Source organism: Paenibacillus dendritiformis, assembly GCF_015845845.1.
In the GTDB taxonomy this organism is placed as follows: domain Bacteria; phylum Bacillota; class Bacilli; order Paenibacillales; family Paenibacillaceae; genus Paenibacillus_B; species Paenibacillus_B dendritiformis_C.
This window is the reverse complement of the sequence record NZ_LDIG01000013.1, coordinates 1-534: the sequence shown is the minus strand read 5'-3', so window position 1 is coordinate 534 and position 534 is coordinate 1. Positions and strand designations below refer to the sequence as shown.

Below are 534 nucleotides of genomic sequence, written 5' to 3'. Positions count from 1 at the left end.
CGGGGGGACGCATACCCAGGACCGCGCGGGTTCGCATTATCTGGTCCACATCCACGGAATCCCCAGCGCGCCAGCCAACGCGAACGCGTATGAGGACTTCCTGGACGGTTACATGGCACCCCTGCTGGATGGGCAGCACAAGGCAGGGGTCCTGCGTGGCTACCGCCTTTTCATCGAGCGCGACGCGAACGGCAACGTCGGTGATTCAATCTGGGCCGCGCAGTATCGGGACGCGGAGGCCTACGAGCGCACCGGTCCGATCAAGGTGGCGATCCGCGAGAACCTGCTTGCCAACGATCCGGCCTTCGCCAGGTATCGCAACGATGCGTATTACAAGGGTTTGCGCGAGTCCTTGGCATTCTACCCGGCCAATTATGTGGAAACGGCGTCCGCGGAGTGATCGTGCAACGCCGATGACGCTGCGAGAGGCAGGCTCATATGGGCCTGCCTCTCGTCGTTGTGGCTGCTTGGAAACCCGTGGTGACGTGCGGAACGCCCGTGGCAGGAAGCCATGCGCCGGACGAAAATATTGCG

At 62.7% G+C, this 534-nt stretch carries 1 protein-coding gene; it reads left to right on the top strand.

The window, feature by feature from the left end; translation table 11 throughout:
- The coding region (locus tag ABD76_RS00105; RefSeq protein ID WP_197253208.1) for a hypothetical protein at positions 1 to 400 on the top strand (400 nt) is incomplete at its 5' end.
- Positions 401 to 534 lie beyond the last annotated feature (134 nt).